This is a genomic window from Shewanella marisflavi (assembly GCF_002215585.1).
Taxonomy (GTDB): domain Bacteria; phylum Pseudomonadota; class Gammaproteobacteria; order Enterobacterales; family Shewanellaceae; genus Shewanella; species Shewanella marisflavi.
Window position 1 is genome coordinate 3,912,882 of record NZ_CP022272.1, and the last position, 24,416, is coordinate 3,937,297.

Annotated in this window: 24 protein-coding genes; all 24 read left to right on the forward strand. The window is 54.8% G+C overall.

The window, feature by feature from the left end:
• Positions 1-2 precede the first annotated feature (2 nt).
• The 24 genes from CFF01_RS17220 to CFF01_RS17335 all read left to right on the forward strand — a co-directional run bounded on the left by CFF01_RS17220 (position 3) and on the right by CFF01_RS17335 (position 24,337).
• Positions 3-386: a RidA family protein gene (locus CFF01_RS17220; protein WP_033539332.1), complete on the forward strand. Its 384-nt coding sequence runs from the start codon at positions 3-5 to the stop codon at positions 384-386.
• Positions 387-454: 68 nt separating this feature from the next.
• Entirely contained in the window at positions 455-1,159 is a 705-nt protein-coding gene (trmH, locus tag CFF01_RS17225; RefSeq protein WP_088905987.1) for a tRNA (guanosine(18)-2'-O)-methyltransferase TrmH, read from the forward strand.
• 246 nt (positions 1,160-1,405) lie between these two features.
• Positions 1,406-3,061: an AMP-binding protein gene (locus CFF01_RS17230; protein ID WP_088905592.1), complete on the forward strand. Its 1,656-nt coding sequence runs from the start codon at positions 1,406-1,408 to the stop codon at positions 3,059-3,061.
• Positions 3,062-3,225: 164 nt separating this feature from the next.
• A complete protein-coding gene (locus tag CFF01_RS17235) occupies positions 3,226-4,158 on the forward strand; it encodes a calcium/sodium antiporter (protein ID WP_088905593.1) in 933 nt (310 codons plus the stop codon).
• Positions 4,159-4,392: 234 nt separating this feature from the next.
• A complete protein-coding gene (recG, locus tag CFF01_RS17240) occupies positions 4,393-6,468 on the forward strand; it encodes an ATP-dependent DNA helicase RecG (protein WP_088905594.1) in 2,076 nt (691 codons plus the stop codon).
• A 130-nt stretch (positions 6,469-6,598) separates the two neighbouring features.
• Complete coding sequence (locus CFF01_RS17245) at positions 6,599-7,471, forward strand: DUF3014 domain-containing protein (RefSeq protein ID WP_088905595.1); 873 nt, start codon at positions 6,599-6,601, stop codon at positions 7,469-7,471.
• Positions 7,472-7,667: 196 nt separating this feature from the next.
• Positions 7,668-8,402 (forward strand): beta-ketoacyl synthase chain length factor, encoded by a 735-nt coding sequence (locus CFF01_RS17250; protein ID WP_088905596.1) that lies wholly within the window; start codon positions 7,668-7,670, stop codon positions 8,400-8,402.
• A complete protein-coding gene (locus CFF01_RS17255) occupies positions 8,395-9,216 on the forward strand; it encodes a lysophospholipid acyltransferase family protein (protein WP_088905597.1) in 822 nt (273 codons plus the stop codon). The genes CFF01_RS17250 and CFF01_RS17255 overlap by 8 nt, the downstream gene beginning before the upstream one ends.
• Positions 9,194-9,448: a phosphopantetheine-binding protein gene (locus tag CFF01_RS17260; RefSeq protein ID WP_033539325.1), complete on the forward strand. Its 255-nt coding sequence runs from the start codon at positions 9,194-9,196 to the stop codon at positions 9,446-9,448. Before CFF01_RS17255 ends, CFF01_RS17260 begins: the two co-directional genes overlap by 23 nt.
• Positions 9,449-9,456: 8 nt before the next feature.
• Positions 9,457-9,705, forward strand: a complete 249-nt coding sequence (locus CFF01_RS17265; protein WP_033539324.1) for an acyl carrier protein — start codon at positions 9,457-9,459, stop codon at positions 9,703-9,705.
• Positions 9,705-10,253, forward strand: coding sequence for a COG4648 family protein (locus CFF01_RS17270; protein ID WP_033539323.1), 549 nt, complete (start codon positions 9,705-9,707; stop codon positions 10,251-10,253). The genes CFF01_RS17265 and CFF01_RS17270 overlap by 1 nt, the downstream gene beginning before the upstream one ends.
• The gene (locus tag CFF01_RS17275) at positions 10,250-11,611 is read left to right on the forward strand and encodes an AMP-binding protein (RefSeq protein ID WP_088905598.1); all 1,362 of its coding nucleotides are present in this window, start codon (positions 10,250-10,252) and stop codon (positions 11,609-11,611) included. Before CFF01_RS17270 ends, CFF01_RS17275 begins: the two co-directional genes overlap by 4 nt.
• A complete protein-coding gene (locus CFF01_RS17280) occupies positions 11,604-11,978 on the forward strand; it encodes a 3-hydroxyacyl-ACP dehydratase FabZ family protein (protein ID WP_088905599.1) in 375 nt (124 codons plus the stop codon). Before CFF01_RS17275 ends, CFF01_RS17280 begins: the two co-directional genes overlap by 8 nt.
• Positions 11,978-13,696 carry a glycosyltransferase family 2 protein gene (locus tag CFF01_RS17285; protein ID WP_088905600.1) on the forward strand — a complete coding sequence of 573 codons (1,719 nt, stop codon included), beginning with the start codon at positions 11,978-11,980 and terminating at the stop codon, positions 13,694-13,696. The genes CFF01_RS17280 and CFF01_RS17285 overlap by 1 nt, the downstream gene beginning before the upstream one ends.
• Entirely contained in the window at positions 13,697-15,259 is a 1,563-nt protein-coding gene (locus CFF01_RS17290) for an HAL/PAL/TAL family ammonia-lyase (RefSeq protein WP_088905601.1), read from the forward strand.
• Positions 15,260-15,269: 10 nt separating this feature from the next.
• Positions 15,270-15,710, forward strand: coding sequence for an acyl-CoA thioesterase (locus CFF01_RS17295; RefSeq protein ID WP_088905602.1), 441 nt, complete (start codon positions 15,270-15,272; stop codon positions 15,708-15,710).
• Positions 15,707-16,426: an outer membrane lipoprotein carrier protein LolA gene (locus tag CFF01_RS17300; RefSeq protein WP_088905603.1), complete on the forward strand. Its 720-nt coding sequence runs from the start codon at positions 15,707-15,709 to the stop codon at positions 16,424-16,426. The genes CFF01_RS17295 and CFF01_RS17300 overlap by 4 nt, the downstream gene beginning before the upstream one ends.
• A complete protein-coding gene (locus CFF01_RS17305; protein WP_088905604.1) occupies positions 16,423-18,831 on the forward strand; it encodes an MMPL family transporter in 2,409 nt (802 codons plus the stop codon). Before CFF01_RS17300 ends, CFF01_RS17305 begins: the two co-directional genes overlap by 4 nt.
• A complete protein-coding gene (locus CFF01_RS17310; RefSeq protein WP_088905605.1) occupies positions 18,831-20,087 on the forward strand; it encodes an NAD(P)/FAD-dependent oxidoreductase in 1,257 nt (418 codons plus the stop codon). Before CFF01_RS17305 ends, CFF01_RS17310 begins: the two co-directional genes overlap by 1 nt.
• Positions 20,078-20,650 carry a DUF3261 domain-containing protein gene (locus tag CFF01_RS17315; RefSeq protein WP_088905606.1) on the forward strand — a complete coding sequence of 191 codons (573 nt, stop codon included), beginning with the start codon at positions 20,078-20,080 and terminating at the stop codon, positions 20,648-20,650. The genes CFF01_RS17310 and CFF01_RS17315 overlap by 10 nt, the downstream gene beginning before the upstream one ends.
• A 32-nt stretch (positions 20,651-20,682) precedes the next feature.
• A complete protein-coding gene (locus CFF01_RS17320) occupies positions 20,683-21,870 on the forward strand; it encodes a beta-ketoacyl-[acyl-carrier-protein] synthase family protein (RefSeq protein ID WP_088905607.1) in 1,188 nt (395 codons plus the stop codon).
• Positions 21,871-21,873: 3 nt separating this feature from the next.
• Positions 21,874-22,374: an ApeP family dehydratase gene (locus tag CFF01_RS17325; protein WP_033539313.1), complete on the forward strand. Its 501-nt coding sequence runs from the start codon at positions 21,874-21,876 to the stop codon at positions 22,372-22,374.
• Positions 22,371-23,096, forward strand: coding sequence for a 3-ketoacyl-ACP reductase FabG2 (locus CFF01_RS17330; protein WP_088905608.1), 726 nt, complete (start codon positions 22,371-22,373; stop codon positions 23,094-23,096). The genes CFF01_RS17325 and CFF01_RS17330 overlap by 4 nt, the downstream gene beginning before the upstream one ends.
• Complete coding sequence (locus CFF01_RS17335) at positions 23,096-24,337, forward strand: beta-ketoacyl-ACP synthase (protein ID WP_088905609.1); 1,242 nt, start codon at positions 23,096-23,098, stop codon at positions 24,335-24,337. Before CFF01_RS17330 ends, CFF01_RS17335 begins: the two co-directional genes overlap by 1 nt.
• Positions 24,338-24,416: the final 79 nt, after the last annotated feature.

Here is a 24,416-nt window from a genome sequence, read left to right on the forward strand (position 1 = left end):
TTATGGCAGAGAAGATCATCATTGCAACCGACAAGGCCCCACAGGCGATCGGCACCTATTCTCAAGCTGTTAAGGTTGGCAACACAGTCTATCTGTCTGGCCAGATCCCGCTAAATCCTGAAACCATGCAGATGGTCAGCGATGAGTTTGAAGCCCAGGTCGTACAGGTATTCGACAACCTGACTGCCGTGTGTGAAGCCGCCGGTGGTAGCCTGAAAGATATCGTTAAGCTAAACATCTTCATGACAGACTTGGCTAACTTCGCCACAGTGAACGAGATCATGGGTCGCTACTTCGAGCAGCCTTATCCTGCCCGCGCCGCCATTGGCGTCAAGCAGCTGCCGAAAGACTCGCTGGTTGAGATGGATGGCGTGATGGAGCTGTAAGCTCTAAGTTGACACCAGAGGGCGCTGCGGCGCCCTTTGTTCTTGATAAACATTACAAACGAAACATCATGAGTCCAGAACGCTTCGCCCGCATCAACCAGATGCTAGACAACCGCCAGACCGACCTCACCCTGTGTTTGGACAAGGTACACAAGACTAACAATATCGCCGCGGTGATCCGCACCGCCGACGCCGTGGGCATACATCAAATTCACGCCGTTTGGCCCGATATCGAGATGCGCGTTTCAGGCAACACCGCCTCGGGCAGCCAGCAGTGGGTCAAGACCATCAAGCATTATCATATGGATGAGGCTGCGGCACAGTTCAAGGCGGCAGGCATGCAGATCCTGGCCACCAACTTCTCAGAAACCGCTGTGGATTTTCGCGAAATAGACTATACCAAGCCGACTGTAGTGATCATGGGCAATGAGCGCGACGGCGTCAGCGACGAAGGCTTGGCCATTGCCGACCAGCAGATCATCATCCCGATGATCGGCATGGTGCAATCGCTCAATGTGTCGGTGGCCTCAGCCTTGATCATGTATGAAGCCCAGCGCCAGCGCGCCCAGGCAGGCATGTATGGCAAGCGCACCTTAGACGACGCCTACTGCCAGACCATGCTGTTCGAACAGGGACATCCCATCTACGCCAAGGCCTGTCGACGCAAGAAGATCCCCTATCCCGCCATCGACGAGAAGGGACAGATCATCGCCGACGAAACCTGGTGGCAGCGAATGCGCGCACCGGATCCCGAGGCCGAGCTAGAAGGCTAACACCAGCACGCCTACCACCCCATACTCTCTAAGACTATGACAATTGGCCTTTTATTCCGGCAAAACAATTGTCATAGATCACATTCTTCGCCATACTCAAAGACGCGCATAAAAAGTGGCCAGGCGCTCTCATTGCAGACATCAGTGCCCGCTCAATAATGGGGGTTGTTGAGTATCGCAGTGGCATAAGCCAAGCGAACCAAGTTGCGTCTCCTTTAACACTAAGAATAAATATGGAATGGCAAGATGGACTCACTATTCAAATCACCGGTCGACATGTTGCACCACTGGGTTGAGCAATATGGCGATAACACCTACCTGAAACAACCCATAAACGGCCAATATGTCAATTTCAGCTGGCGTGAAGTACAGCAGAAGATGCAGCAGATCGCCGGCGCACTGCGTCACCTAGGCTTAGAGCCAGGCGACAAGGTCGCGGTTTTATCGAAAAACTGCGCCGAATGGTTTATTACCGATCTCGCCTTAATGCTTGGTGGCTACATCAGCGTGCCCATCTATCCCACCGCCAATGCCGATACCATACGTTACGTGCTGGAGCACAGCGAATCTAAGGCGATCTTTATCGGTAAGCTGGATTACTGGGCCGATCAGGAAGCCGGTGTCGGCGGCGACATACTGCGTCTCGCCATGCCATACGATACTATGCCAGCTCAATACCAATGGGACACTCTGCTGAAGATGGGCCAGCCCTTGACTGATGTCGAGGCACCAACGCCCGAGCAGATCATGACCATCATCTACACCTCGGGCTCGACTGGTAAACCTAAAGGGGCGATTCAGACCTTCGCCAGTTATGATTGGACCTGCCGCGCCGTGGTGCGTGACCTCAAAACTGATGGCAACGATAGACTGCTCTCCTATCTGCCGCTGGCCCACATTACCGAACGCGTTGCCATCGAAGGCTCTTCCTTCTATTCAGGCAGCAGCGTTGCTTTTGTCGAGAGTCTCGACAGCTTTGTCGCCGACGTGCAACGAGCCAAGCCAACCGTCTTCTTCTCAGTGCCGCGTCTGTGGAGCCTGTTCCAGAAAAATATTATCGACAAGATTGGCTACACCAAACTCAATCTACTACTCAAGATCCCCTTTATCAGCTCGCTGGTGAAGAAGAAGATCCGTCAAGGGCTAGGGCTGGAGCATTGCCACCTGTTAGGCTCAGGTTCGGCACCTATCCCTCCTTCGCTGATCGCCTGGTACCACAAGATTGGCCTAAATATCTGTGAAGCCTGGGGCATGACAGAAAACAGCGCCTACTCCATCATCAACCACCCCTTCGACGCCAGCAAGATTGGCACAGTCGGACGTGCGGTCGAGGGTTGTAGCGTCAAGCAAAGCGAAAGTGGAGAGTTACTGGTTAAGAGTCCAGGCTTGATGACTGGTTACTACAAACAACCGGAGGTCACTCAGGCCAGCTTCGACCAAGAGGGTTATTTCCATACTGGCGATCTGTGCTCAATCGACGCCGACGGCTGCGTCACTATCACGGGCCGCGTCAAAGACAACTTCAAGACAGCCAAAGGCAAGTATGTTGCGCCTGTGCCTATCGAGCGTAAGCTGGCGCAAGACCCCCACGTGGAGCTGATCTGCATCATAGGCTCTGGCCTGCCTCATCCGGTGGCGCTGGTTCAGCTCTCCGAAGGGGCCTCACTGCAGCCGAAAGAGGAGGTGCGAGCCTCACTCAAGGCGACCTTAGACAGTGTTAACCCTCATCTGGAGTCCCACGAAACCGTCGATGCTATCATAGTGGTCACCGAGGCTTGGGATGTAGACAACGACGTGCTAACACCTACCTTGAAGATCAAACGCCATGTGCTGGAGCAGAGATACAGCGCCAAGGTCGATGGACAGCGCGGCGCTATTGTGCGCTGGGAAGATGAGCTGTAATCGCAAACCAACACTCGTCTGACATAAAAACACGCCATCAGGCGTGTTTTTTATTACCCTGTTTAAGGTGAGATAAACAAAATTTAATAACGTCCCCCTAAATTCTTGTTGCCTAAATTTCAACAATCACTATGCTTGCCTCCCCCCATATTTGAGAGTTAATCATGTTTACCCCGCTAGCCCTTATTGCTGGTTTGCTCATCCTCATTCTCGGCGCCGAATCTTTAGTTCGTGGTGCCAGTGCCCTCGCGCTCAGACTCGGTGTCACACCGCTAGTCATAGGCCTGACCATAGTCGCCTTTGGTACCAGTACCCCAGAATTGGCCGTCAGCCTTAAATCGGCCATCGCTGGCAATGCAGATATCGCCCTGGGCAATGTGGTGGGATCGAATATCGCCAATATCGGTCTCATCCTCGGGCTCACGGCATTGGTGCGTCCGGTAGGGGTACAGTCGCAGATGGTGAAGCGGGATATTCCCCTGATGCTGTTTTCGACTCTGCTATTTTGTGGACTGCTAAGCGATGGTGGACTGAGTCGTCTCGATGGTGCCCTCCTGGCTTCTATGCTTGTCGCCTTTCTGGCCATGAGTTATCTGTTTGATAGACAGCAGGCAACCAAGGTCGAAGAAACAAGCCGTCCCCTTCCACCCTTACTGTCAATGCTCTTAGTCGCCCTAGGGATCGGCATGCTGGTCGGTGGCGGCGCGCTATTTGTCGACGGCGCCGTTGCGCTGGCTACACAGCTGGGAATGAGTGAACTGCTTATCGGTCTCACCATAGTGGCCATAGGCACCAGCATGCCAGAACTTATCACCTCAGTTGTGGCAGCCAGACGTGGTGAGAGTGATATCGCCATCGGCAACCTGGTCGGCTCAAATCTGTTTAACCTGCTTGGCATCTTAGGCATCACTGCGCTCATCCAGCCCATAAACGCTAGCGTACCTGCGATGGATCTGCTGGTGATGGTAACACTGGCACTGCTGCTTCTGCCCCTGGCCTGGAGCGGCCTGCGCATCGGTCGGCGCGAAGGGGCATTGCTGCTGCTCTGCTATCTTATCTACTTGAGCTACCTGATCCTCTCCGCTCAATCCGTATAAGACTGCATTGCGACTCACCGATAAGAGATGACATTTGTCACCCCTTATCGGTGACACCTGTGCCTGGAAAAAGGCTGGCTGTAAGGCCACTTGCATTTAGGCCAGCATGCTTTTACCCCCGCAAGCTTGGCGCAAGATTGCGTTCATACAGAACTCTGATAGTATATGTATATATTTACAGTGATCGACTCAGATACTGTTTAAATAGAACGTTAAATCAAATGGGTATAAAGCGTGGATAGACTCGATCTCATGGCGGTGACAGAGTTAACAGGCGTTGCTGCTAAGATGGCGCAGCGGCTGGAGAAGCTCGGCATCAAAACGGTTCAGGATCTGCTGTTTCATCTACCGCTACGTTATGAAGACCGTACCCAGATCTATCCTATCGCCGCCCTCTATCCCGGTAGCTACGGCACCATAGAAGCCGTGATCCAATCGACCCAGATAGTCCAAGGCCGCAAGCGTATGCTCACCTGCACGGTGCGGGATGACTCGGGTACCCTAACGCTACGCTTCTTTAATTTTTCGGCCGCCATGCGCAACGGCCTCGAAGAGGGTGCGCGCATTCGCGCATATGGTGAAGTGCGCCGAGGCAAACTTCATCGAGAGATCATCCATCCGGAATACAAGCTACTCCATGACGGCAGCGAACCGAGTCTGAGTGAAACCTTAACCCCTATCTATCCGACCACCGAAGGACTTAAACAAGCCAGCTGGATCAAATTAACCGACCAGGCGCTTGCCCTGTTGGCCCATGGCGCGCTCAAGGAGTTGCTGCCACCCCAGTTACAACCCAATCAGCTTTCGTTAGTCGATGCGCTGCAGCTGCTGCACAGACCCCCGAGCGATGTCAGTCCCTTTGCGTTGGAGCAAGGTACCCATCCGGCGCAGCAGCGCCTTATTCAAGAGGAGCTGCTGGCCCACAACCTCAGCATGTTGCAGCTCAGGCAGCGTAGCAATCAAGATTCGGCCCAGGCGATGCATCCTACCGGGCAGCTGCTCAATCCTTTTTTGGCCTCGCTGCCCTTCAAACCCACGGGTGCTCAGCAGCGAGTCGTCACAGAGATCACAGCCGATCTCGCCCAGCACCATCCCATGATGCGCTTAGTGCAAGGCGATGTGGGCTCGGGCAAGACACTGGTGGCGGCTCTTGCAGCGCTGCAAGCCATTGAGAGCGGCTATCAGGTGGCCATGATGGCACCAACCGAACTGCTCGCCGAGCAGCATGCCAATAACTTTGCTGCCTGGTTTGAGCCTCTAGGGTTAACGGTTGGTTGGCTGGCCGGCAAACTCAAGGGCAAGGCGCGCACTCAGTCGCTGGAACAGATCAAGAGCGGCGAGGCCCATATCGTCATCGGTACCCATGCCATCTTTCAGCAACAGGTCGAGTTCAACCGCCTGGCACTGATCATCATCGACGAACAGCACAGATTCGGGGTACATCAACGTCTAGGGCTGAGAGAGAAAGGAATTAGCCAAGGCTTCCATCCCCATCAGTTGATCATGACCGCCACCCCTATACCGCGCACTCTGGCGATGACGGCCTATGCGGATCTGGACACCTCTATCATCGACGAGCTACCACCTGGGCGGACACCAGTCACCACGGTCGCCATCTCAGACAACCGCCGCAGTGAGGTGATCGATCGCGTGCGCCAGGCCGCACTAGAGGGCGGGCGTCAGGCCTATTGGGTCTGCACCCTGATCGAAGAATCTGAGGTACTCGAATGTCAGGCGGCAGAAGATACCGCCGAAGAACTAAAGCAAATATTGCCGGAACTTGCCATTGGTCTAGTGCATGGCCGCATGAAACCCGCTGAGAAACAGGCTGTCATGGACGCCTTTAAGGCGGGCGCCATTCAGCTGCTGGTCGCCACGACTGTGATTGAAGTTGGGGTAGATGTGCCCAATGCCAGCCTAATGATCATCGAGAATCCTGAACGTCTGGGACTGGCACAGCTGCATCAGCTACGGGGACGTGTCGGACGTGGCGCCGTGGCCAGCCACTGCGTGTTGCTCTATAAGGCGCCCTTATCGCATACTGCCACCCAACGCCTCGGCGTACTCAGAGACAGCAACGATGGCTTTGTGATCGCCCAGAAAGATCTGGAAATTCGTGGTCCGGGTGAAGTCCTGGGCACCAAGCAGACGGGAATTGCCGAAATGAAGATCGCCGATCTGGTCAGGGATCAGGCCCTCATTCCCCACATTCAGAAATTAGCCCTACATGTGATGCAGCAGGTACCGGAAAATGTTGACGCCATAGTGCTGCGCTGGTTAGGGGAGCGCCAGCAATACGTGCAGGCTTGACTAGGGCCTGCCAGCAATTAAATATTTTTTATTTCACTGGCCACCCCTAGACAAGCCCGGTGAATTTTGCAGAATGGAGTAAGGCCTCTGTGGTCACAGGGCCAATCCAGCCACAATTCAAGGAAATCTCATGCAAGTCAGTCAAGAAGATAGAATTGCCCCACAGACATCGCGCAATGGAATTAATGCGCTCAGTATTGCAGTGGTGATCATTGTGCTCATGCTCGCCGGCGGCGCCTATTACTTCCTCGGCAGTGACGAACCTCAGCCTGAGCCAGAGATACCGGCGCCCATAACCCTGCCCGAGCCAGAACCGGAGCAGCCCTTAGTGACAGACGCCGCCTTGCCTGAGCCTGACATTATCGAACCAGAGGTGGAAGACCCCATCCCTGAGTCCCCAAGCGAAACAGAAGTTCCGTTGCCAACATTGGCACAGAGCGATGAGTATATTGTTGATAAGACGGTCGAAGTCGCCAATGGCATGAAGATTGAGCCCATCTTGGTTGAAAAAGATATCGTCAGACACTTCGTGGTGTTTGTTGATAATCTGGCCCAAGGCGAATTGGCGCGTAAGGTCAGCCCGCTCAAGGCGCCCAACAGCAAGTTTACCGTCTCCGAGGTCACCAATAAGACCTATCTCAATCCTGATAGCTATCATAGATACGATCTCTACGCGAACTTCGTGGACAATCTGGATGAACAGCAGCTCTTCGCCACCTACAACAAGGTAAAACCGCTACTGGGCGAGGCATTTGAAGAGTTAGGTTATCCAGACATGAATTTCGATGATCGCATGATAGAGGCGATCGATGTCATGCTCTCAGCCCCCGTTATCGAGGCGCCCATAGAGCTAGACAGCGTCAGCGTTAACTACAAGTTTGTCGACCCTGCGCTTGAAGGCCTGCCCAATGCACAGAAGTTGATGATTCGCATGGGCCCAGAGAACAGCAAGAAGGTCAAAGCCGCCCTGCGTAAGCTCAAGAAGCAGTTAAAACAGTCATAACAGACCTGTCGCCCGATCCTGATCGGGCGACATTTTCCCTGCAGCCACGCCGCGATCCCACGCCATTATCTCTCAACAATCACATATTTATGTAAACCGTGAATAGGTGTACAATAGCCGCCCCACAAATTTACCTTGTGGCTTAGTTTCTGGTTATGGAAAACATCAGCAAGATGCTGTATTTAGAGGCAAAGTAGTGCGGTTACACTTTCATATACACTCAGCGGGTGCCTGGTCTCCCCATTACCAGCAACTGGACGACTGGCAGCAGTGGCCCTCTATTGCCAACGAGACAGAAACGTCAGCGCAGACTGTACCGGCTCTCAAGCAAGTGCCCGCCATGCAAAGGCGCCGCTTTAGCAAGCTCACCAAGATGCTGTTAGAGGTTGCCTTTCAGTGCGAGGCGCCGTCCCAGTGCCGCACCATATTTGCCTCGCGCCATGGTGAACTTAATCGCACTGTGGATCTGCTGCATGACATAGTGCGTCAGCAACCTATCTCACCCATAGGATTTAGTCAGTCGGTGCACAATACCGCCAGCGGTATCTTCAGCATTCTGACCGATAACCGCTCACCATCGACATCGATCGCCGCCAGTGAAAATACCTTGTCCCAGGCGATAATTGAGGCATACGGCCAACTGGCCGAAGATAACAGTCCACTTTTATTGGTCTTTGGCGATGAGCCGGTATCAGACATCTATAAAGAGTTTACCCAAGAGCCTGAGCTCCCCATCGCCCTCGCCTTACAACTCTCGCTGGCCGCGCCAGAGCAAAAAGGTCTGACGCTGACGCTGGATACGACCCCCTCTGCGACCGAATTGGCTGCGGTCCCGGAGATCGGCTTTGGCCAACTACTACATACCATTGCCAGCTTACAGCCACTCGAAGGCCGTCTTAACCAATACCTTTACCGGATAAACCATGACTAGCCAGGTCGTTGCCAAACGCCTGACCGGCATCGCCTATATCCCCCGTTGGCTAGGCGGTGTAAGCTGCTATATCGCCTTTGGCCTAGGCGGCTTACTCAGTTCGCTCACTATACTGCCGGTACTGAGATTATGGCCGGGCACGCAAGCGGCACGCGTCGCCCGAGTGCAACGGACTGTACACCTGATGTTTCGTGGCTTCGTACATATGCTCACCTGGGCGGGCGTGATTCGGGTAACCACCCAAGATCTTCATCGATTGCAACAGGCCAAGGGCAAGGTGATCATTGCCAATCATCCCACCCTAGTGGATGTGGTGGTGCTAATAAGCTTAATGCCCAATGTTGGCTGTATCGTCAAACAGGGGCTGTGGCGCAATCCGTTTATGCGGGGCGTGGTTTCTTGTGCCGGGTATATCCCCAACCGCGGCGCCGATCTGCTGCTCAATGACTGTAGTCAGGTACTGGCCCAAGGCACTAATATGATTATCTTTCCCGAAGGTACCCGCACCCGCAAAGGAGAGATAATTAACGATTTTGCCCGTGGTGCCGCCAATATTGCACTACGCACTAACACAGATCTGATCCCAGTTGTATTAAGGACCAATGCCGTTGGACTGACTAAGCAGGAATCCTGGTATCAGATACCTCGCCAAACCATAGGCATGAATGTCGAAGTAGGCGAAACTATTGAACATATCAGGTATCATGCTCAAGCTGGCGGTGATGCCAAAATGGCGCGGCAATTGACGCGGGATCTCGAAGAATATTATAAACAACAACTTGATATTAATTATGAGCTTACAAAACGAAATTAAACAACTCATCATAGATTGCCTCGATCTAGAAGATGTCAGCATCGACGATATTGAAACCGATGCACCCCTCTTTGGTGACGGTTTAGGGCTAGATTCTATCGATGCGCTTGAGCTGGGCTTGGCAATTAAGAAACAGTTCGATGTCAAAATCGAAGCCAACTCAGAAGCCACCAAGGCTCACTTCTATAGCGTTGCCAGTCTGGCAAGCTTTATCGAATCTCAACGCGGTTAGGAGGCAGCATGCAAAATCGTGAACAAATTCTACAGATGCTGACTCAGATCCTGGTCGATGAGTTTGAAATCGATGCCGACGATATCGCGCCAGAGGCGTCACTGTACCAAGATCTTGATCTGGACAGCATAGACGCGGTTGATCTGGTCATTAAACTGCAACAACTCACGGGTAAGAAGATTCAACCCGACGAGTTTAAAGCCGTTCGCACCGTCAACGATGTCGTGACGGCTATCGAAGGGCTAGTGAAGCAGTAATGCGTCTGTTTCTGCAATTAGTCACTGGCCTGGTGCTGCTGGGGTACCCCCTCGCCGTCTACTTTGGCCTAAACTATTTGCCGCCGGGAGTGATTGCGCTCGCCCTCTGTAGCCTGCTGTTATTGCGACTGGCGCTACAGAGACAGCAGGTGAGAGCCATGATGTTGCCCATCATAGTGGGCATTTTTCTGACCGCCGGAAGTTACCTGGCAAAACAGAACGCTTGGCTACTCTACTATCCTGTAGTGATCAACCTGAGCATGCTGGCGCTGTTTGCCTACTCGCTCAACCACGGCCCTACCATGATAGAGCGCCTTGCCAGACTCAAGGAGCCAGACCTGCCCGAGGAAGCGATTCCCTATCTGCGTAAGGTCACTATGCTGTGGTGTGGCCTGTTTATCTTTAACGGTGCCATGGCGCTGTACACGGCTAGCGCCACCAGCCTAGCCACTTGGACACTCTATAATGGATTTATTGCCTACCTGCTGATTGGTTTGCTACTCGGCGGAGAATGGCTATATCGAACATTCTGGTTAAAAAAGTCATGACAGCCCTACTCAAACATTGGCTCAAACACGGCCCTGCGAGTCAGCAGCTAATAAGCTTCAATCACCACGATATAGTGAACGGTGCCGCCTTTACCGCTCAAGTCGCAGCAGTCTTTGAGACCCTTAGCCAGCATCAAGCCAAACGCTGGTTGCTGGCCTGTGACAGCAGCGACCTCTTCGCGGTGGGCCTCTGCGCCGGGCTCTTAGCAGGTAAACAGCTCATCTTACCGGCCAATACCCAGAGTGGCACCCTGAGCGAACTCGCTCTGGAATTTGACGGCGTGCTGTCAGACCATCCTCTGTGCGAGGCCAAAGATCATATCGTCCTGAGTAAAGATCTGAAGCATGCTGGCCCCTGGCCAGTCAGTCAGGGTTTTGGCGAATTGATCTTGTTTACCTCGGGCTCTAGCGGTCAACCCAAGGCGATCACTAAGACACTTGATCAGCTCGATGCCGAAGTCACTGTGCTAGAACAGACTTTTGCCAATCACCTGCCCCAGTGCAGTGTGATCTCAACAGTCTCTCATCAGCATATCTATGGTCTGCTGTTTAAGGTGCTTTGGCCACTAGCCGCCAGCCGCCCTTTCCTAAGCGATCTGGTGGAATACCCCGAAACCTTAACTTATTACGCCAACCTGTTTCCTAATCTCTGCCTGATCAGCAGCCCGGCGCAGTTGTCACGCCTGCCCGATGCCCTAGACCATCAGCCACAGATGCGCGCGCCTAGCCTTATCTTCAGCTCTGGTGGCCCCTTGAGCCTGGAAGCTGCTAATGCCATTGCCCACTGTTACGGAAAACCGCCCATCGAGGTCTTTGGCAGCACAGAAACCGGTGGTATCGCCTATCGTCGCCAGCACGCTCACCAGCAGAACTGGAGAGCCTTTGCCAGTCACGAGATCAAACAAGATCCCCAAGATGGTGCGCTCTGGTTAAAATCCCCCTATCTACCAGACAACGATTGGCTCAAATGTGACGACAAGATAGAGCTACTCAGCTCCAACGAATTTGTGCTGCAGGGTCGTCTGGATCGCATCGTCAAGATAGAGGAGAAACGTCTGTCACTCGTGCAGATGGAAGCCCTGCTGGAGAGTCATCCACTGGTCGAGCAAGCCGCCTTAGCCGTATTGGAACAACCCAGGGTAATACTGGGCGCAGCCATAATGCTGTCAAGCGAGGGCAAACAACTGCTGGAAGCTCAAGGTAAGTTGGCGGTCAATAATGCCCTCAAGCAACATCTTCTCAGTCAGTTTGAACGTGTCACCCTGCCAAGGCGCTGGCGCTATCCTGATGCCTTGCCAATAAACACTCAGGGTAAGCGTATTCACGCTGAACTGTTAGAATTGTTTAATCATGATTAAGTCAAGTTTACCCCCCATTATCAGCAAACAGGTGCTGGAAGATGGCGTCGAGTGGCAACTGCGCATCGACGCCGAGCTGCCCTACTTTAACGGCCACTTTCCCGAGCAAGCCGTGCTACCCGGGGTGACGCAACTGGATTGGGCAGTGCAGCTGGGCGCGGCAGAATTTGGCTATCGTCCCGAGGTGCAGACCCTTGAGGTGCTCAAGTTTCAACAGTTGATCTTGCCTGGCAGCCAAGTCCGTCTCAAGATCAGCCTCAACCGTGCTAAACATAAGCTTACCTTCGCCTACTATCAGGACGATCAGCGCTACGGTTCAGGCCGTATTTGCCTTGCCCCGCTGCAAAGCAACCAGGAGGCTTGCTGATGCAACTGGCGTTAGTCATTCCAAACTACAACCATCGCCAGGCGATCAAAGCAACGCTCGCGCGCCTGGAACCTCTGGGAATGACCTGCTACCTGGTCAACGATGGCAGCGATGACGAAACCCGCCATCTCTTGTGCCAACTGGCGGCGCAATACGACTGGGTGCGATTGTTACATCACCCGTTCAATCGTGGCAAAGGCGCGGCGGTAATGACAGGGCTTAGGACGGCTTACGCCGATGGTTTTAGCCATGCGCTGCAGGTGGACGCCGACGGTCAACACGACCTCGACGATATTCCTAAGATGATCGAAACGGCACAGGCTCAGCCCCAGGCGCTGATCTCCGGACTGCCTCAATATGACGAATCCGTTCCCAAGGGACGCCTCTATGGCCGCTACCTCACCCACTTCTGGGTCTGGGTTGAAACCCTGAGTCTGGAGATCCAAGACTCCATGTGTGGCTTTCGCGTTTACCCCTTAGCCGCCACCGAACAACTGTTTCTCAGTGAACAACTGGGCGAGCGGATGGATTTCGACATCGAGGTGTTGGTCAAACTCTACTGGCAAGGCGTTGAGGTCAAACACCTGCCAACACGAGTGATCTACCCCGAAGATGGCACCAGCCACTTTCAAGGGGTGAAGGACAATGTGCGTATCTCCGTTATGCACACTAAGCTTTTCTTCGGCATGCTAAAACGTGCCCCTAAGCTGCTACGCCATAAACGCAGCCGACCACAGAAAGTGCAACATTGGTCGCGCATCGGCGAGCGAGGCAGCTACTGGGGGATCAAATTGCTGGCCGAGAGCTACAAACTGGGCGGCCATTGGTTATGCCGCGCCATCATGTATCCGGTGATCTGCTACTTCTTTGCCACTGGCTCTGCGGCGCGCCGTGCTAGCCAAGGGTTCTTACGTCAGGTACAAACGCTAGAACCCAAACATCCCGACCTTCAGGGCGAGATAGGCTGGCGCCATAGCCTGAAACACTTTTTCGCCTTCGGTAACGCAGCGCTGGATCGTATCGATGCCTGGTGCGATCGCATCAAGCTCAGCCAGGTCGATTTTCCCGACCGCGAACTATTGGCTAAGCCACTGGCTCAGGGCCAGGGCGCCGTGCTGCTGGTCTCTCACCTGGGGAATCTAGAGCTATGCCGCGCCATCTCAATTCACCAGCGCAAGGTGAAGGTCAATGTGATGGTGCTGACCCAGAACGCGGAGAACTTCAATCGGGTGCTGAAACAACTCAACCCAGATAGCGCCCTTAACCTTATCCAGGTCACCGAACTGGGCCCCAGCACCTCTATGTTGCTACAGCAAAAGATAGAGCAGGGAGAACTTGTGGTGATCGCTGGCGATCGTACTTCCACCAGCAGCGAAGGCCGGGTGCTCTACGCTCCTTTCATGGGCAAAGAGGCACCCTTCCCCCAAGGCCCGTTTATTCTGGCCAGCCTGCTGGACTGCCCTGTCTACCTGATGTTCTGCCTCAGAGAAAATGGCCGCTACCGTGTCCATGTAGAACACTTTGCCGACACACTCAAGGGGCCGCGCGCCGGCCGCATGGAACGATTACAACAGGCGGTAAACCGTTACGCCGAGCGACTGGAACACTATGCCCGCCGTGCACCGCTGCAATGGTTTAACTTTTTTGATTTTTGGCGCAAGGATGATGAACTCCTGCGCGAGGCCAAGCCTCAAACGCTCAACAGGACAGAGAAATAGATGACACAGACAACCCATAACCCTGCATCCAGCGCCCAGGTCAAGTTTGGCCAACGTAACCTCTCCCTCGAGGAGGTCGTTGCCATTGCCAAAGGTGCTCAGGCCAAGCTCGATGACAGCGCCGACTATCAGGAGTATATCCAAAAGGGGGCTCGCTTTATCGATAGCCTGCTGGCCGAAGAGGGCGTGGTCTATGGGGTAACAACAGGCTATGGCGACTCCTGCACAGTCACCGTTGGGTTAGATCTGGTCCATGAGCTGCCACTGCATCTGTCACGTTTTCACGGCTGCGGCCTGGGTAATATTCTCAGTGTCACCCAAGCCAGGGCCGTGATGGCCTGTCGCCTCAGCTCTCTTGCAGTCGGTAAGTCCGGGGTCAGTTATGAGCTGCTTCAACGCATCGAAACTCTTCTAAACCTTGGCATCACGCCGGTGATCCCCGAAGAGGGCTCGGTTGGCGCCAGTGGCGATCTCACGCCGCTATCCTATCTGGCTGCGGTACTGATTGGTGAGCGCGAAGTGTTTTACCAAGGTGAGCGTCGCGACACTGCTGAGGTTTACCGCGAGCTCAATATCACGCCGCTGACCCTGCGCCCCAAAGAGGGCCTCGCCTTGATGAACGGCACAGCCGTGATGACAGCGCTGGCCTGTCTAGCCTACGACAGAGCCCAGTATCTCAATCGCCTGGCCAGTCGTATCACCGCCATGGCGTCATTGACCCTCAAGGGTAACTCGAACCATTTCGACGATATCCTGTTTGCGGCCAAGCCTCATCCTGGCCAGAACCAGATTGCCGCCTGGATACGTGACGATCTTAATCACCATGAGCATCCTCGTAACTCAGACAGATTACAGGACAGATACTCGATCCGCTGCGCGCCGCACATCATAGGGGTGCTACAAGATGCCCTGCCCTTCATGCGTCAGTTTATCGAGACCGAGCTCAATAGCGCCAACGACAACCCTATCGTCGATGGTGAGGGTGAACACGTGCTCCACGGCGGTCACTTCTATGGCGGCCATATCGCCTTCGTGATGGACTCGATGAAGAACGCCATCGCCAATATCGCCGACCTTATCGACCGTCAGATGGCACTGGTGATGGACCCTAAATTTAATAACGGCCTGCCCGCCAACCTCTCGGGCGCTCAGGGTAACCGTAAAGCGATCAACCACGGCTTCAAGGCGGTGCAAATCGGCGTCTCGGCCTGGACCGCCGAGGCACTTAAAAACACTATGCCTGCCAGCGTCTTCTCTCGCTCCACCGAATGTCACAACCAGGACAAGGTGAGCATGGGCACTATCGCCGCCCGCGATTGTATGCGTGTGTTGCAGCTTACCGAACAGGTCGCTGCAGCCGCACTGTTAGCCATGACCCAAGGTATTCATCTGCGCATCGCCCAGGGCGAATTGTGTCACGCCTCGCTGGCCAGCTCAGTAGCCAAGACCCTAGATCAGGTCAGCGCCGACTTTGAGCTACTCACCGAAGACAGACCACTGGAAAGCGTGCTCAGACAGACGGTGGACAAGATCCAGCAGGGACAGTGGGAAGTGTGTCACTAGGAGGTATCAGATGAAGGCACTGCTCACCACAGAGATGGAGATGGTCATCCCCTTTCACGATGTCGATTCGATGGGGATCACCTGGCACGGCAACTACCTAAGGTATTTCGAGATCGTTCGCTGCCAGTTGCTGGACGAGATCGACTACGGCTACCGCAAGATGCAGGCCTCGGGCTATGCCTGGCCCATTATCGATCTACAGATCAAGTATGTGCAGGCCAGCACCTTTGAGCAGAAGGTCAAGGTGATCGCCTCATTAGTGGAGTGGGAAAACCGTCTCAAGATCACCTATCAGGTGCGTGATGCCCAGACCAATCAACGTCTGACCAAGGGGTATACTGTGCAGGCCGCGGTCGAGATCGACAGCAAGGAGCTTTGCCTGGTCACGCCCACTTGCTTTCGCGACAAGATAGCCCACCTGCTGAGCACAGAGGAGCGTGAATCCCTATGATGGCCAGACTCGACCTCAAGCTAGGGCTAAGCGCACTGCTGCTTTGCCTGAGTTTCATTAGCTTGGTCACTCATGCAGATCAATCAGCCGATTATGAGGCACTTTTTAAAGCGCCAGCGGACAAAGCAGCCTTAAGCGCCTTAGCTAAGCGTCTCGGTGGTGGTGACGCCGCAAAGGGCGAGTTTAGCCAATCCCGCTATCTCAAGGTACTGAAGAAACCGCTACTGAGTCAGGGAGAATTTCTGTTTCAGGACAAACTGGGGATCGCCTGGCTGCAAACTGCGCCATTCTACAGTGGACTGATTCTGACCCAGAATACCTTGGTGCAGATAGACGCCGACGGAAACAAGCAGGTAAGCCACGCCGATGAAAACCCTCAGGCAGGCGCCATGGCGCAGATGATGCCTAAGCTGATGAGCGCCTTGCTCAGTGGCGATCTCGTCCCACTAGAGACCCAGTTTACGCCGCATCTTATCCAACAAGCTGGCAGCTGGCTGCTGGGACTTGAACCCAAAGATCCCCTTATCAAGCAGGCGATGCCGCGCATCGTACTGCAAGGCGCCGAATCACTAGACTCGCTAACCCTGTTAGACAGCCGCGGCGATCGCAGCGTGATCAGCTTTAAAGCGCTGCAAAAACGCCCGCTGACACCTCAGGAACAGACCTATTTCGACCTGAGTCCGCCTCAGGCTCAGCCCGCGCAAGAGACAAGATGATCCTCAAGCTCAGCGACTGGCTAAGTCGTCTCTCCGCCAACACCAGACTCGCCATCTGGCTAGTGTTGCTGGCTGTCATGGCACTGCTAGCCCTGCAGGCATTGAATCGCGGCGCCGGCGTACAGAGCGATATTCTGGCCATGTTACCCAAGATCCAGGAAGATCCCCTGACCCAAAGGGCGATAGACAGGGTTGAGCAGCAACTGGCGGATCGCATCTACCTTGGCGTCGTCAGCCAAGATGAGCGCGTAGCAGTGCAAGCTGCCCAACAGCTGATGGCCACGCTCGGTGCGACCCCGGAGGCCTTTACCCAAGTGCAGAGCGCAGATCTACGCGGCGTCCAGGCCCTCAACCGCTTCTATTTTTCCTATCGATTCCACCTGCTTACCCCTCAGCAGAAGCTCAGGTTAGAAAATGGACAATTAGCGAAGTTAGAGGCTAATACATTAGCCCAGCTGTACAATGCCTTTGGTTACGCCAATAGCCAGCTACTCAGCCAAGATCCCCTGCTGCTCTACCCTGAGGTACTTAAACAGCTATCGCCACAACAACGACTCAAGGTAGTCGATGGCGTCTTGGTTGGGCAAACCAATACCGCAGATCAGCCGGCGGCCAGTGTCGCCATCATCATGGCTAAGGGTGTCGGCAGTGCCTTCAACCCCAAGGCGCAGGAGCGCCAGTTAAACACGCTAGAAAGCGCGATAACCCAGATGCAGCAAAGCATAGGGACTCAACAAGCGGTCAGTGTGCTGCGCGGCGGCGCACTATTTCATGCGGCCGCGGCGACCCAACAGGCCAAGCAAGAGGTTTCCAGCCTGGGATTGGCCTCGCTAGTTGGTGTGATTATTCTGGTGTGGCTGGCATTTCGCTCTGTCATGCCGCTCACCATAGCGGCCATAACAATTGGTACCAGCCTGTTATTTGCCATGAGCACCACGCTCTGGCTCTTTACCCAGGTACATCTGCTCACCCTGGTCTTTGGCACTAGCCTTATCGGTATCGCCATCGACTATAGTTTCCATTTCTATTGCGAGCGTTTGCAGGCCCAGGGCATCACCCATGATAGCCAGGCCGCCAGCAAGGCGGTGACCAAGGTGTTTCCCGCCGCCAGCCTGGCGCTGCTAACGACTGTGATCGCCTATCTCGCCATCGGACTAACGCCCTTTCCTGGTATGCAGCAGGTGGCCGTTTTCTGCGCCGCCGGACTCTTGGGCGCCTATTTGACGCTGATCTTCGCCTATCCCAAGCTTGCCAACAGCGCCATGAAGCCAGCTCCAAAGGCCTTGGGCTATGCCAGCAACTACTTACAACTCATGCAGCGTCTCGCTCGCCAATTCAGAGGAAAAGGCCTTGTAGCGCTGCTAGCTCTAGCAATAATGACCACATGGGGATTGTCACGCCTTGGCGTCAACGATGATATTCGCGCGCTGCAGCAAAGCCCAGAGCGAGTCACCCAGAGCGAGCAGCAGTTACGTCAGGTGATGAGTGGCGGTACCGACAATCAATTTATTCTGGTGCGCGCAGACACCCCCGAAGCCCTGCTAACACAGCTTGAGGGGCTAACGCCCATATTGGCAGCACTGCAATCGCAGCAGGCACTGGGCAACTTTGTCAATCTGGCTAATTACCTACCGAGCCAAGCAAGTCAGCAAACCGCATACCGACTTCAGGGACAGATCTATCAAGACTTACCCGCTCTGCTCGATCGCCTGGGCCTGGATGACAGCCTGGCGCCGCCGTTAATCCAGGCTTATGAAGCGAGCGCAGCCAAGACCATTATTCCTGATAGCTTTCTTGCCTCTGACGCAGGTGCTTTATTTGCGCCGCTCTGGCTAGCCCCTAAGGATAAGGGTGAGCAATACGCTGCTATCCTCTTACTCGGTGGCATCAAACGCCTAGAGACTCTTAAGGCGGCAATCGCTCCTCTAACGGGCGTCGGTCTGGTCGATAAGGTGCTGGATATTTCCGATGTGATGGCCAAATATCGCAGCCTCACCCTCGGCCTGTTAGCGCTGGCACTGTCGGTTGCCGGGACGATATTCTCCCTGCGCTTCGGTCTTAAGATGGCGCTATGGATAACCTCAGTGCCCGCCCTGGCGGCACTCTTGACCCTAGCCCTACTGGGGATAACAGGCTCACCACTGACCCTGTTTCATGCTTTGGCGCTGATCTTGGTATTTGGCATCGGCGTCGACTACAGCCTGTTTTTTGCCGAAAGCCAGCAGGGAGAGAGCGTGATGATGGCGGTCTTCATGTCGGCCTGTTCGACCCTGATGGCCTTTGGTTTGCTGGCCTTCAGCCAGACCCCTGCCATCCACTATTTTGGCCTGACACTCCTCTTGGGGATAGCCCTGACCTTTGGGTTATCTCCATTTATTCATACATTAACAAGGATTGATAAGTGATGATATCAGCGCAAACGCCGGAGCTTAAGGCGCATTATGATGTGATAGTGATAGGCGCCGGTCCCTCAGGGAGTGTTGCCGCCAGCCTGTTACATCAAGAGGGCAAGCGAGTGCTTGTGCTGGAGAAACAACATTTTCCCCGTTTCTCCATCGGCGAGAGCCTGTTGCCCTGCTGCATGCAGGTGATTGCCGAGGCCAATATGCTCGATGCCGTCAACCAGGCGGGTTATCAATTCAAAAATGGCGCCGCCTTCAACGCTAACGGCCGCTCCACCTACTTCGACTTTACCGACAAGTTTACCCCAGGTCCGGGCACCACGTTTCAGGTCGAGCGCGGCAACTTCGACAAGCTGCTCGCCGATACGGCCGCAAGCCAAGGGGTCGAGATCCGCTATGGTCAGTGCGTCGAGGCCGTCGATCTAACCCATCAACCCAGACTCACCATCAGCGACGAGCAGGGCCAGCGTTATGAGCTCAGCGCCGATTACCTGCTCGATGCCAGCGGTTTCGGCCGCGTCCTGCCGCGTCTTTTGGATCTAGAGCGGCCATCTGGTCTTCCCAGCCGCACCGCCATCTTTACCCATATCAGGGACAATATCGACAGCGTCGACATGGGCGATTATCACTTCGACCGCAATAAGATATTGATCAGCGTTCACCCGGACAACCGCGACATCTGGTACTGGCTGATCCCCTTTAGCGATGGCCGCTGCTCACTCGGAGTGGTAGGGGAACCTCACCTTCTCGGCGATGCTGATGATCTGGAACAGACCCTGATGCGTCTGGTGCGCGAAGAGCCCAGGCTCAAACAACTGCTCAGTCAGGCAGAAATTATTCGCGAACCCGCCAAATTGGCAGGTTACTCGGCCAACGTCAGCACTCTGGCCACGGATAAGTTCGCCTTACTAGGCAATGCCGGTGAGTTTCTCGACCCTGTTTTCTCATCAGGTGTCACCATAGCGATGCAATCAGCTTCTATAGCGACTAAATGTGTCGTGAAACAGCTCAATGGTCAGGCGGTCGACTGGCAAACCGAATACGCCCAGCCGCTGATGCGCGGTGTCGATACCTTCAGAACCTATGTCCAGGCCTGGTATGATGGACGCTTCCAGGATGTGATCTTCTATCAAGAGCCTAACCCTAAGATTAAGCAGATGATCTGCTCTATTCTGGCGGGTTATGCCTGGGATGAGAACAACCCATTTGTCGCCGAGTCTGAGCGTCGTCTTAATATGGTCGTGGAACTATGCCGCTAACCCGAGGCCTGATGCTTGCAGCCATCTTGCTGCTTAGTGCTTGCGCCCAAACGCTGGACAGGCAAACCTGCATGGTACTGGCGCAGGGGGTCGACTATTGTCTGGCGCCTCTGCCAGCAGAGACCAACATTAGCCAGAGCCAACTGGTGAAGCTCAAGGTAAAACAATCCAGACATCAACTGCTGAGCCAACTGGATCTCTCGCCGCAGACGCTCACCTTAGTAGGGCTTGCGCCCCTGGGGCAGCCACTGTTTACCCTCAGCTATGACGGCGACCAGCTAACCAGTGAACAGAGTCTACTATTGGGTGAGCAATTTAAGGCCGAGTATCTTCTTGGGCTGCTGCAATTGATATACTGGCCGACCGAGGATGTAAATCGCTATTTACAAGGGGCGACACTCGCCAGTTATGAGTGTGATGCACCGCGGTGCAGAAGATTATATGCTAACGACGGCGCGACCATCATGGATATCCGCTACAGTCAGACAGCACCTTGGGCAGCACAGGTAAACCTGGATTTTCAGCAGGCGCAGCTTTCGCTTGATATCCGGCCCCTTGAGTAAATCAACCGCGACATAGCAAAAGAACGGACACAATGACACAGATAGCTATCACCCACTTAGGATTATCCACACCACTGGGCGATGATCCCCAAACAGTCCTGCGCCACCTGCTCGACGGCGATACCCAGGGCATGCAGTGGCGTGACGACCTGATCCCAGACACTCGCGTACTCGTGGGCATGGTGAACTCAGCGCTGCCGAGCATAGCACCTGAGCTACAGAGATTTGACTGTCGCAACAACCAGCTGCTCCAATGCGCCGCCGAACAGATCGCCCCAGCCGTCGAACAAGCCAAGCAGCAATACGGCGCCGATCGCATAGGTATCGTCTTAGGCACCAGCACGTCGGGGATCGCCAAAGGCGAGAAGGCGCTGGCCTACCGCGCCGAACATGGTGTCCTGCCAGCCGATTACCTCTACTCTAAACAGGAGCTAGGCAACAGTTGCGACTTTCTGCAGCACTATTTTGACCTCACCGGCCCCTGCTATACGGTATCGACCGCCTGCTCCTCCAGTGCCAAGGTGTTCGCCAGCGCCAAGCGCCTACTACTGGCTGGCGTGTGCGACATGGTGATCGTCGGTGGTGCCGATAGCCTGTGTAAGCTCACCCTAAACGGTTTTCACTCGCTGGAGTCTGTCTCTAAGGCCCATTGCCAACCTTTTAGCCGCAACCGCGACGGCATTAATATCGGTGAAGGCGCCGCCCTGTTCACCCTCACCTTAGGCAAGGCCGAGCTGATGCTGGCCGGTGTGGGAGAATCCAGCGATGCTCACCATATCTCCTCACCCCACCCTGAAGGCACGGGCGCGGTTGCCGCCATCGAGATGGCGCTGCAAGATGCCGGTATCGCCCCATCACAGGTGGGCTATGTCAACTTACATGGGACGGCAACCATGAAAAATGACGCCATGGAGAGCCGAGCTTTACTTAAGGTCTTTGGCGAGCATATCCCCCCAGTGAGTTCTACCAAGCCCCTGACCGGACACGCCCTGGGCGCTGCCGGCGCCTTGGAAGCCGCCTTCTGCCTGCTCTTACTGTCACAATATAATGATCAGCAAGCACTGCCTCCTCAGGTAGGCGATCAAGAGTGGGATGGCGACAACCCTGAGCTTCCTTTTGTTACGCCGGGTCAAACCCAGGCACTCGACTACATCATGAGTAACTCCTTTGCCTTCGGTGGCAGTAATGCCAGCGTGATCTTCTGCCGGGGAGAGAGCTAAACCATGCCGACAATAACGCCATTAACCGATATCCCATTAGAACAGGTGCTGCCTCACCGCGCGCCGATGATCCTTATCGACAGGCTGCTGGAACATGCTCCCGATACCTTGCTCACCGAGGTCTGCATTGGGCCACAAAGCGCCTATTTCGACGCCGCCAGTCAATCTGTCCCCAACTATGTGGGCATAGAGTATATGGCTCAGAGCATCGCCGCCCTCGCCGGACTGGAAGCGAGCGCCCGGGGAGAGGCGATTCGGGTCGGTTTTCTGCTGGGCACGCGCAAGTTATCATTGGCAATCCCCGCCTATGAACAGGGCGAGTGTTATCAAACCCGGGTCACTCGCCTCTATCAGGAAGACAACGGCCTGGCGGTATTTGATTGTAAAATATTCCATAACAATCAACTTGTAGCAGAGGCGAATGTTAATGTATTCCAGCCCCAAGATACCCAAGCCTATATCTTGGAGAGTCAAGCAGGGAAAGAAGAAGAGAAAGTAAAATGAACAGACGTGTGTTAATTACCGGTGCCAGTCGCGGTATCGGCAAGGCTATTGCCCTTAAGCTGGCCGAAACGGGCCATGATATCGCCCTACATTTTCACAGCAACCAGGCGGCGGCCGACGAGACCCAGGCAGAACTTGAGGCCCTAGGGGCCAAGGTGAGCCGCCTGCAGTTCGACGTGGCCGATCGCGTCGGCGTCAAAGCCGCCATTGCCGCCGACATCGACAGTCATGGCGCCTATTACGGCGTGGTACTCAATGCCGGTATTACCCGCGACACCGCCTTTCCCGCCATGACAGATGAGGAGTGGGATGGGGTGATCCATACCAACCTGGATGGCTTCTACAATGTTATTCAACCCTGCACTATGCCGATGATCCAAGCAAGACAAGGCGGACGCATTATCACCATGGCCTCGGTATCAGGCATCGCAGGCAACCGTGGTCAGGTGAACTACAGCGCCTCCAAGGCAGGTATCATAGGGGCCACCAAGGCGCTGAGCCTGGAGCTGGCCAAACGTAAGATCACGGTTAACTGCATCGCTCCCGGTCTCATTGAGACAGATATGGTCAGCGACTTCCCTCAAGAGATGGTCAAGGATATGGTGCCGATGCGTCGCATGGGCAAGGCCTCAGAGATCGCCGGCCTGGCGAATTTCCTTATGTCCGATGAGGCAGCCTATATTACCCGTCAGGTGATCTCAGTTAATGGTGGCATGATCTAATGAATAGCAAGACTCGACGCGTAGTGATCACTGGCGCCGGCGGCGTCACCGCCCTGGGGCACGATTGGCCCAGCATCGCCCAGCGCCTGCAAGCAAAGCAAAACTGCGTGCAGCGTATGGAGGAGTGGGACAGATTCGACGGCCTTAACACGCGTCTGGCCGCTCCTGTCACCGACTTTGAGAAGCCGGCGCACTATTCACGTAAGAAGATCCGCGCCATGGGCCGGGTCTCTGTTATGGCTGCCTGGGCCAGCGAAAAAGCACTGGCTGACGCAGGCCTATTGGATGACCCTATAGTCACCTCAGGTGCCATGGGTATCGCCTACGGCTCCTCCACCGGCAGTACAGATCCTATCGTCGCCTTTGGCGACATGCTGAAGCACGGCGACATGTCGGGAGTCACCGCCACCAGTTATATCCGCATGATGGCCCATACCACGGCGGTTAACGTCGGCGTCTTCTTCGGTCTCAAGGGACGGGTGCACACTACCAGCAGCGCCTGTACCTCGGGCAGCCAAGGCATAGGCTATGCCTATGAGGCGATCAAGTATGGTCAGCAGGATCTTATGCTGGCCGGTGGCGCCGAAGAGCTCTGCCCCACCGAAGCCGTGGTATTCGACACCCTATTTGCCACCAGTACCAAGAACGATAACCCCAGCGAGACACCTAGTCCCTTCGATCGTGACAGAGATGGCTTAGTGATTGGCGAAGGCGCCTGTACCCTGGTTCTGGAAGAACTTGAGCACGCCAAGGCGCGCGGCGCTAAGATCTACGCCGAGCTGATTGGTTTTGGTACAAACTCGGACGGACTGCATGTGACCCAGCCCAACGCCGAGACCATGGAAGTGGCTATTCGACAGGCACTCAAAGATGCCGATCTGGCAGCCGACAAAGTCGGCTATGTCAATGCCCACGGCACAGCGACCGACAGAGGGGATATCGCCGAAACCCAAGCGACTCATGCCGTCTTTGGCGAGCGTATGCCTATCTCTTCCCTGAAGAGCTACACAGGCCACACCTTAGGCGCCTGCGGTGCCCTAGAGGCCTGGCTCACCATAGAGATGATGAACGCAGGTTGGTTTGCTCCCACCCTCAACCTGAACAATATCGATCCCGCCTGTGGCCAGCTCGACTACATCAAAGATGAAATGCGCCAGCTCGACACCGACTATGTGATGAGCAACAATTTTGCCTTTGGTGGCATTAATACCTCGCTGATCTTCAAGCGCTGGCGCGGCTAAATAGGTTACTGATCGCCACCAGTTCCCAAACCTGTGGCGGTCAATGCCTCACTGGCACAGGCCTTGCTGAGACCTTAGG

Coding starts and splice junctions, on each gene's coding strand:
- CFF01_RS17220 (WP_033539332.1), top strand. CDS start 3: ATGGCAGAGAAGATCATCATTGCAACCGACAAGGCCCCACAGGCGATC.
- trmH (WP_088905987.1), top strand. CDS start 455: ATGAGTCCAGAACGCTTCGCCCGCATCAACCAGATGCTAGACAACCGC.
- CFF01_RS17230 (WP_088905592.1), top strand. CDS start 1,406: ATGGACTCACTATTCAAATCACCGGTCGACATGTTGCACCACTGGGTT.
- CFF01_RS17235 (WP_088905593.1), top strand. CDS start 3,226: ATGTTTACCCCGCTAGCCCTTATTGCTGGTTTGCTCATCCTCATTCTC.
- CFF01_RS17245 (WP_088905595.1), top strand. CDS start 6,599: ATGCAAGTCAGTCAAGAAGATAGAATTGCCCCACAGACATCGCGCAAT.
- CFF01_RS17255 (WP_088905597.1), top strand. CDS start 8,395: ATGACTAGCCAGGTCGTTGCCAAACGCCTGACCGGCATCGCCTATATC.
- CFF01_RS17260 (WP_033539325.1), top strand. CDS start 9,194: ATGAGCTTACAAAACGAAATTAAACAACTCATCATAGATTGCCTCGAT.
- CFF01_RS17265 (WP_033539324.1), top strand. CDS start 9,457: ATGCAAAATCGTGAACAAATTCTACAGATGCTGACTCAGATCCTGGTC.
- CFF01_RS17270 (WP_033539323.1), top strand. CDS start 9,705: ATGCGTCTGTTTCTGCAATTAGTCACTGGCCTGGTGCTGCTGGGGTAC.
- CFF01_RS17275 (WP_088905598.1), top strand. CDS start 10,250: ATGACAGCCCTACTCAAACATTGGCTCAAACACGGCCCTGCGAGTCAG.
- CFF01_RS17280 (WP_088905599.1), top strand. CDS start 11,604: ATGATTAAGTCAAGTTTACCCCCCATTATCAGCAAACAGGTGCTGGAA.
- CFF01_RS17285 (WP_088905600.1), top strand. CDS start 11,978: ATGCAACTGGCGTTAGTCATTCCAAACTACAACCATCGCCAGGCGATC.
- CFF01_RS17290 (WP_088905601.1), top strand. CDS start 13,697: ATGACACAGACAACCCATAACCCTGCATCCAGCGCCCAGGTCAAGTTT.
- CFF01_RS17295 (WP_088905602.1), top strand. CDS start 15,270: ATGAAGGCACTGCTCACCACAGAGATGGAGATGGTCATCCCCTTTCAC.
- CFF01_RS17300 (WP_088905603.1), top strand. CDS start 15,707: ATGATGGCCAGACTCGACCTCAAGCTAGGGCTAAGCGCACTGCTGCTT.
- CFF01_RS17305 (WP_088905604.1), top strand. CDS start 16,423: ATGATCCTCAAGCTCAGCGACTGGCTAAGTCGTCTCTCCGCCAACACC.
- CFF01_RS17310 (WP_088905605.1), top strand. CDS start 18,831: ATGATATCAGCGCAAACGCCGGAGCTTAAGGCGCATTATGATGTGATA.
- CFF01_RS17315 (WP_088905606.1), top strand. CDS start 20,078: ATGCCGCTAACCCGAGGCCTGATGCTTGCAGCCATCTTGCTGCTTAGT.
- CFF01_RS17320 (WP_088905607.1), top strand. CDS start 20,683: ATGACACAGATAGCTATCACCCACTTAGGATTATCCACACCACTGGGC.
- CFF01_RS17325 (WP_033539313.1), top strand. CDS start 21,874: ATGCCGACAATAACGCCATTAACCGATATCCCATTAGAACAGGTGCTG.
- CFF01_RS17330 (WP_088905608.1), top strand. CDS start 22,371: ATGAACAGACGTGTGTTAATTACCGGTGCCAGTCGCGGTATCGGCAAG.
- CFF01_RS17335 (WP_088905609.1), top strand. CDS start 23,096: ATGAATAGCAAGACTCGACGCGTAGTGATCACTGGCGCCGGCGGCGTC.